We start from the raw sequence: 7,825 nt of genomic DNA on the forward strand, positions 1-7,825 counted from the left end.
GATGAGCTTGGGGATTTTTGTCGGTGCGTTGTTGAAGTTCTGGGACTAAGGTGGGATCGAAAAGGGGATCTTCTGCATCATAAACAAGCAAATAAGGAAGATCGATTTTGTCTAGGAGATAAAGACCACTTGTTTGATAATAATAATCTTCAACCGTTGCAAAACCATAATAATCAATCACCATTTCGCGATCGAAGGCGCGAATCGAATCAACTCGCTCGATCGCCTCAGATTTAGTGCTTTCCGGAAAGCGATCGCCTCGCAGTTTTGCCGCTTGGTACAATTCCCTCGCTAATATTCCCTCAATAATCCGACCAATGGGCGTTTGCACGAGATGGGTCAAAGAACGATTGGATTCTAAATTAGGGGATAAAACGGCAGCAGTCTGAATATAAGGACACTTTTCCTCCCGTGCTGCTTTTAAGCCCCACAAGGAAAGTTGTCCCCCCAAAGAAAAGCCCGTCAGAGCAACATGAGGAGGACACCCCAACTGCACCAACTGTTCCGCTAGTTTTACCAAATCAAAGCCCTCATGCCAACCATCAGAAGAGGGAACTGGGGACAATTCCCCACTTTTACCATGCGATCGCCAATCGTAAACTAATACCGCCCAACCCCGCCCATAAGCCTTACGAGCCAGAGTCCTAGCATACCAAGCCGTCTCCAAGTCCCCCGTAATGCCATAGGTAATAATCATCGTTCCTTTGGCCCCAGGGGGACAACTCCACAACCCCCATAAAGGAACATCGCGAAAACCTGAAAAACAATGCTCTTGCCAAGGAATAGCAGGGAATTTCGCGAGCCACGGCGATCGCTCCTTCTGTCTTTGCCAAATCTCCCCATAAAAATAACTGGCAAAGATAGTTTGTACTAGGCTATTTCTTAAATACCAAGGTGGCTGATAGGGGATTGTCAATTTCATGGTCAGGTACTCTCCAAAGTCTTGAGCTAAAAAATCAGCAAATAACTTTACTAATTTCTGAAACAAAGGGAAAAAAATCGCGATCGCCGTGAAAGGGTATCGGAAATTCCCTCTTATACTTATAATCAATACAGAAAACTTTACTTTCTGCTTGCAGTTCTTATTAAACCGCAACAGATTGTAAAATTAACCTATAACTCTAGTTCTCTAGCCATGCCTCGAATACTGGTCATTGACGACGATCCCGCAATTTCAGAATTGGTGTCCATCAACTTAGAGATGGCTGGATACGATGTGAATCTGGCTAGTGATGGCATAAAAGGTCAAGCCTTAGCAGTACAACTACAGCCAGACTTAATTATGCTGGATTTAATGCTCCCTAAAGTAGATGGCTTTACCGTATGCCAACGATTGCGCCGGGACGATCGTACCGCCGATATTCCCGTTCTCATGCTCACCGCACTGGATCAAACTGCTGATAAGGTGGGAGGCTTTAATGCCGGTGCAGATGATTATATGACCAAGCCTTTTGAACTTGAAGAGATGCTGGCTAGAGTTCGCGCCCTCCTACGACGCACCGATCGCATTCCCCAAGCCGCCAAACATTCAGAAATTCTCAGTTATGGACACCTAACTCTAATCCCCGAACGATTTGAAGCGAATTGGTTTGATAAAACCGTAAAATTAACCCATTTAGAATTTGAACTGCTGCACTGTTTATTGCAACGTCATGGTCAAACCGTTTCCCCCAGCGAAATTCTCAAGGAGGTTTGGGGCTACGATCCCGATGACGATATCGAAACCATTCGAGTCCATATTCGCCATTTGAGAACGAAACTAGAACCCGATCCTCGTCATCCTCAGTATATTAAAACTGTTTATGGAGCGGGATACTGTTTGGAGTTACCTGGAATCGAACGAGAAGAGATGGCAGAAAATTCGGCAACGGCTTAGATTTGAACAGGTAAAGTTGTTAATATATTGAGTCAGTATCCCCATTATCGAGATGGGGATTTTAAATAGGAGATTGAGAACATGGCAATAATGAGAGAAACAAAATCAAACATCGGTTCTATACTGAGAAAAGTTAGAGTGAGATTGGGATACCCCATCAACGAAAAGTTATTTCAAATCTGCGGCATCCAACGTTCGGGAAATCATGCGTTAATTAATTGGATAATTTCACAACAACCCTTAAAAACTTGTTTTATTAATGGGGTTTTTCCAGACCAAAACCCTTGGGAGCAAAACTGGGGAATATCCTATCGCAATTTTGATTACTGGCCGGGACATCGAGATCTTGCAGGTGCCCTTGTTTCTAAACAGTTATTGATTTGTTCTTACGAGAATTATGCGTTAGATAAAATCGATCGCCATCGAAGTCAACTTTTAGTAGATGTTGGTAAAAGTCAGGAAGTTTGTTCTGTGTTGATTTTGCGAGATCCTTATAATACCTTCGCAAGCTGGTTAAAAGCAGGTTGGGATGTGACCGCAGAAATTACTGAAATGTGGAAAGTCTATGCAAGAGAATTTATCGGTCAAACCTCTTATCTTCAGAATCAGACAGTAACAATTAATTTTAATACTTGGTTCGCTAGTCAGGAGTATCGTCGTCAACTTGCTCATGCTCTCAATCTAGAGTTTACCGATCGCGGTTTGGATATAATTACACATCATGGTGGTGGTAGTTCTTTTGATAAACAAAGTTTAGATGGTAATGCCAAACAAATGAACGTTCTCAGAAGATTTCAAGCATTTGTCGATAATCCTGTTTATCGCACAATCTTTCAAGACCAAGAAATTCAAGAATTATCAGAGAAAATTTTTGGTGAGATCGAAGGTACTAAAGTCCTTTGATTATTTATTGGAAAGATTAACTCCTTGTTTTTCATCAAAAAACGATAGTGTTTTCAGTAGTTCCAAAGCAGAAGCATAGGATTCTTCCAGTAATTCTTGGTTTTCTTCTGGGGTATCGGTAAGATCGTCTGTTACCAATTGTAGGGAACCTAACATGGTATTGAGTTGACTGCGAACTTGATAGGAAAGACGCGATCGCAATGTATGAGAAGCACGAATGGAAGCGCGAATGAGGGCTTCATTTGTCGGTAGAATAACCTCTTTTTTCTTTTTCTTATCCCCAAATTGTAGATTATAGAGTTTGGCATACTGACCGTCTAATTTGAGCAATTCGTCGTGATTGCCTACTTCAACAATTCTCCCACGTTCCATGACTACGATTTGATAAGCCCGTTGAATCGTAGAAAGACGATGAGCAATGACAATACTCGTGCGATCGCGGCACAATTCATCAATTGCCTCTTGAACTAATCGCTCAGATATGGTATCTAATGCACTGGTTGCTTCATCCAGAATTAAAATATCTGGATTTCTTAACAACCCTCGAGCAATGGCAATTCTCTGTCGTTGACCCCCCGAAAGCATAACTCCGCGATCGCCAATATTGGTGGCAAATTGTTTGGGCATTTCCATAATAAACTCATAGGCATTCGCTTGTTTGGCTGCGTTAATAATCTCTTCTTCTGTGGCATTTTCTCGCCCGTAAGCAATGTTATAACGAATCGTATTATTAAACAGAAAAGTATCTTGACTCACAACTCCTAGCGCGTTTCTCAAATCACAAAGTACAAATTCTTTCAAATCGATACCATCTAAGGTAATTCTTCCGGCTGTCGGATCGTAATACCGTGGCATCAAATCTACTAATGTTGATTTTCCGGCTCCAGAAGACCCCACCAAAGCTACAGTTTTCCCTTTAGGAATCCATAAATTAATATCTTTTAAAACCAATTCTGATTGTCCTGGATAAGCAAAATCAACCCCTTCAAAACGAATACCTTCTTGTAACATTTTGTAATTGCGATCGCCATTTGCCATCAATGGCTTATTATCTCTCTGTAAAAAATGAGCGACAATTTCCGCACTGGGAGCCACGTTGGAAAATTGGCTGCGATTATTGTTTAATTGACCGACAAAAGGAATTAAACGAAATAATGTCACCAAATAAATCAATAAAATAGTTGAAAGCGATTGAAGTTGTTGGGTTAAGAAATAGCGACCAAAAACAACAATAGCCAAAATTGTTATAATCCCCAAACACTCATTAAAAGGAGCAATGATCGCAAAATTAGCTTGAGAGCTTAAATCTGCTCGTTCGCGTTCTCTAACAAAACCTTCGAGTTGTTGATATTCTTCCTCTTCTGTGCTTGCTGTTTTAATTAAACGAATCCCTGCTAAAATTTCCATCAGCCTTTTTGTGTACTGACCGGATTTGTCAGAAAGAATCTGACCATAGCCCCTGGCACGATTAATTAAGTATTGATTGCTGAAAGTAACGCCAATTAATAAAATAGTTGAAATGCAGGTCAGTTGCCAAGATAATGTTAAGAGAATCCATAAGAAAACTAAGATTGTAATGGCATTAGTCAAGATTGCGATCGCAATTTTAATGGCTTGAGTTGTTCGTACCATCTCTTGATTAATTATATTAATCAAATCGCCGAGTTTGGTTTTACTATAAAAGTCTAAATCAACATCTAATAATAATTTAATTCCTGAGAGGCGCATTTCAATGGAGAGGGAGCGTAAAAAATAATTACTCGCAACCATAGTCAGGTAATTGGCTAAATTTTTTAAAATAATTGCCAGTAAAATTGCCCCGATCATGGCCACAAATTTAAAATCTCCAGGAAACCACTCGAAAAAAGACATTGTCTTGCGGAGGAGAGGGGGACCTTGTTCGATGAGTCCTGTATTTTGTCCTAAAAATCCTAATAAAAGAGGAACAATTAATGCTGTACTCACTCCATTAAAAAGCGCACTTGAAAATCCCAAAATAATTGTTAAACCCATTAATAGGGGATATTTCAAGGCAGAAGTCAGTAACAATCGGTTAGAAGTCATAGGGAATTGTTTGCCAACAAACGAATGAGAGAAAAAAATTGGTGGGACTGCAATCTCGATCGCTTAAGAGAGGCGATCGCCTTTAATGAAATAGCAGCAGCAAAATAGCGGCGATCGCATCAACACTATAATACTCTTGAGTAATGGGTAAAAGAAATTATTTCCTTCTTTGTCTTGCTTTCCCTTGCTCCATGATGCCATTCTGGGGTAAAAAGTAGATATGTACCAACTAGACACCCTCGAAACTTATCTCAAACAATACTTTGGTTACGATACCTTTCGACCAGGACAGCGCCAAATTATTGAAGAAGCCCTACAAGATCGGGATTTACTGGCCATTATGCCGACTGGAGGAGGGAAATCTCTTTGCTTTCAATTGCCAGCTTTACTCAAACCCGGTTTAACGGTTGTGGTTTCTCCCCTGATTGCCCTGATGCAAGATCAGGTAGATACCCTCTTGAATAATGGGATTGGGGCAACATTTCTTAATAGTAGCTTGGAACGAGAGGAAGTGCGATCGCGAGAACAAGAAATCTTGCAAGGCAGAATTAAACTCCTGTATATTGCCCCTGAGAGATTGTTGAGCGAGTCTTTTTTGCCTTTTTTGTCAGTCCTGCGATCGCGGGTGGGAATTTCCGCTTTTGCTGTCGATGAGGCACATTGCGTCTCTGCTTGGGGTCACGATTTTCGCCCAGAGTATCGTCAACTCAAACAACTGCGTCAACGCTATGCCAATATTCCGGTTTTAGCTTTTACCGCAACAGCAACTAAGCGCGTGCGGGAGGATATTTGCACACAACTTACTCTTAATAGTCCGAGTATTTATATTGCTAGTTTTAATCGTCCTAACTTATATTATGGAGTTAAGCGAAAAGAGCGTCAAAGTTACAATCAGCTTTTGAATGCAATTCGTCTGCAAAAAGGAGCATCGGGAATCGTTTATTGTTTGAGTCGTCGCAAGGTCGATGAAATTGCATTTCGACTGGAAAAGGATGGCATTTCTGCTCTTCCTTATCATGCCGGAATGGAGTCGGAAAAAAGAAGCAAAAATCAAAATCGTTTTATCCGCGATGACGTACAAGTAATTGTGGCAACTGTTGCTTTTGGCATGGGTATTAATAAACCTGATGTGCGTTTTGTTTTCCACTATGACTTACCGCGAAACTTAGAAGGATACTATCAAGAATCGGGACGGGCAGGACGAGATGGCGAACCTGCAAGCTGTATTCTCTTCTATAGTCCTGGAGATAAACCTCGCATTGATTATCTCATCGATCAGAAACCCGATGAGAACGAACAGCGCGTTGCTAGACAGCAATTAAACCAAATTGTAGACTATGTAGAAGGAACAGAATGTCGTCGCACGATTCAATTACGTTACTTTGGAGAACGATTTTCGGGTAACTGTGAAAACTGCGATAATTGCCGCAATCCACAACCGATTGAAGACTGGACTATTGAGGCACAAAAGTTTCTTTCTTGCGTGTATCGCTGTGGGGAAAAATTTGGTACGAACCATATTGTTGATGTATTGCGAGGATCGAATAAAAAACGAGTTTTAGATTATGGACATCATTTACTTTCAACTTACGGGATTGGGAAAGATAGAAGTGCAGATGAATGGAAACATTTAACGCGATCGCTGCTGCATCAAGGACTATTGGGGTCAACAACTGATGGTTATCGGGTTTTAAAGTTAAATAAAAAAAGTTGGGAAATTCTCAGAAAACAGCGATCGGTTAATATTGCTGTCCCTCAAAAAACGGCAGCGAAAACAGAATCTGAAGCAAATCCCCGGAAAATTGAAGCCGAATTACTCTTCGATCGCCTGCGCTTGTTGCGAAAAAACCTCGCGGATGCTCAATCCGTTCCCCCTTATGTGATTTTTGCCGACTCGAGTTTGCGGGTTATGGCACAACAACGCCCCCAAACCCGAGCCGATTTTGCCGAAATTCCTGGGGTTGGGGCGCAAAAATTAGACCGCTATGGCGATCGCTTTATCTCGGAAATTCGTGAGTTTTGCCAAGAACATAAACCACCCGTTCCCGTTGCTTCCGATACACAAATGATAACCTTGGGTTTATATCAACAAGGATTAAACTTAGAAGAAATCGCGAGGGAGCGTGGTTTGCGTCCCAGCACTATTTCTTCTCATTTAAGCGAATTAATCGAAATGCGATCGCCGATCGATGTCGATCGCCTCGTTCCCCCAGAACGACAAAAAACAATTATCGCTGCTATTGAAAAAGTCGGAGATAAGGCCTTAACTCCCATTCGAGACGCTTTGGGGGACGAGTACAGCTATGAAGAGATCCGTTTGGCGCGATCGCGCTGGCGCAGGGAAAATGAAGATGAGGAAGACCCTTTTTAAAGCAAAAGAGATGAAAATTTACACCTCACTCAAACTGCGCGCGAAAAGGTTTTAAGTTCTCGGGACGGTAATCCGATCGCCCTTGCCAGCGTTGCTTAACACTATTGTGAAAGATAGGATCGCGATCGCTTTTCTCAATATTGCGAGATATAATACCCGTGAACTGCCAAATGAATTTGCTAAATCCGGTTGCATCTCGCACAGTTGTAAAATTAATCAGGGGATCGACTTTGCTGCCATCTTCTATTTTGGTGAGGTCAAATTCAAGACCCAATTTAAAATCATTTTGTATGACATCGATCGCCCATAATAATGCCCCATTGGACAAACCGCGATAGGCCTTGGCCCCTCCACCCAAACAAACGTGGGTTCCTGGAAACCATTCTTTTCGCAGTTTTTGCCCGCTATTTTCTGGTTTTTGCTGCATCAATGTCGGTTGAAAAACTTTGCGATCTTCATCGATCGCCATTGCGTGGAAAGCGCGTTCAATGTTGACATACTCTCACCGCTAGAACGCTTTAGCGTTCTAGCGGGAGATTCTTGAACTCGCATTCAAGATTTCCTGCTTCACAGATTTTTGACTAGGCAAAGCCCCCGTCAGATCATCTCCA

General features: G+C 41.8%; 6 protein-coding genes. 3 read left to right on the forward strand and 3 right to left on the reverse strand.

Going from position 1 to position 7,825, the window contains the following annotated elements:
• A partial coding sequence (locus VB714_RS20115) for a YheT family hydrolase (RefSeq protein WP_323226463.1) occupies positions 1-922 on the reverse strand: 922 nt, incomplete at its 3' end.
• 213 nt (positions 923-1,135) lie between these two features.
• Between VB714_RS20115 and VB714_RS20120 the strand changes: the two genes are divergently transcribed.
• Both VB714_RS20120 and VB714_RS20125 read left to right on the forward strand, forming a co-directional pair.
• Positions 1,136-1,876, forward strand: coding sequence for a response regulator transcription factor (locus VB714_RS20120; RefSeq protein ID WP_323226464.1), 741 nt, complete (start codon positions 1,136-1,138; stop codon positions 1,874-1,876).
• Between the two features lie 81 nt (positions 1,877-1,957).
• Entirely contained in the window at positions 1,958-2,779 is an 822-nt protein-coding gene (locus tag VB714_RS20125; protein WP_323226465.1) for a hypothetical protein, read from the forward strand.
• Here the strand turns inward: VB714_RS20125 and VB714_RS20130 are convergent, their stop codons facing one another.
• A complete protein-coding gene (locus VB714_RS20130; protein ID WP_323226466.1) occupies positions 2,780-4,843 on the reverse strand; it encodes an ABC transporter ATP-binding protein in 2,064 nt (687 codons plus the stop codon).
• Positions 4,844-5,063: 220 nt separating this feature from the next.
• Between VB714_RS20130 and recQ the strand changes: the two genes are divergently transcribed.
• Entirely contained in the window at positions 5,064-7,214 is a 2,151-nt protein-coding gene (recQ, locus tag VB714_RS20135; protein WP_323226467.1) for a DNA helicase RecQ, read from the forward strand.
• 25 nt (positions 7,215-7,239) lie between these two features.
• On the opposite strand, the gene VB714_RS20140 is transcribed toward recQ, so the two are convergent.
• On the reverse strand, positions 7,240-7,704 hold the full coding sequence (locus tag VB714_RS20140; protein ID WP_323226468.1) for a DUF2235 domain-containing protein: 465 nt from the start codon (positions 7,702-7,704) through the stop codon (positions 7,240-7,242).
• Positions 7,705-7,825: the final 121 nt, after the last annotated feature.

The sequence above is a fragment of the Spirulina sp. 06S082 genome, from assembly GCF_034932145.1.
Lineage (GTDB): Bacteria > Cyanobacteriota > Cyanobacteriia > Cyanobacteriales > Spirulinaceae > CCY15215.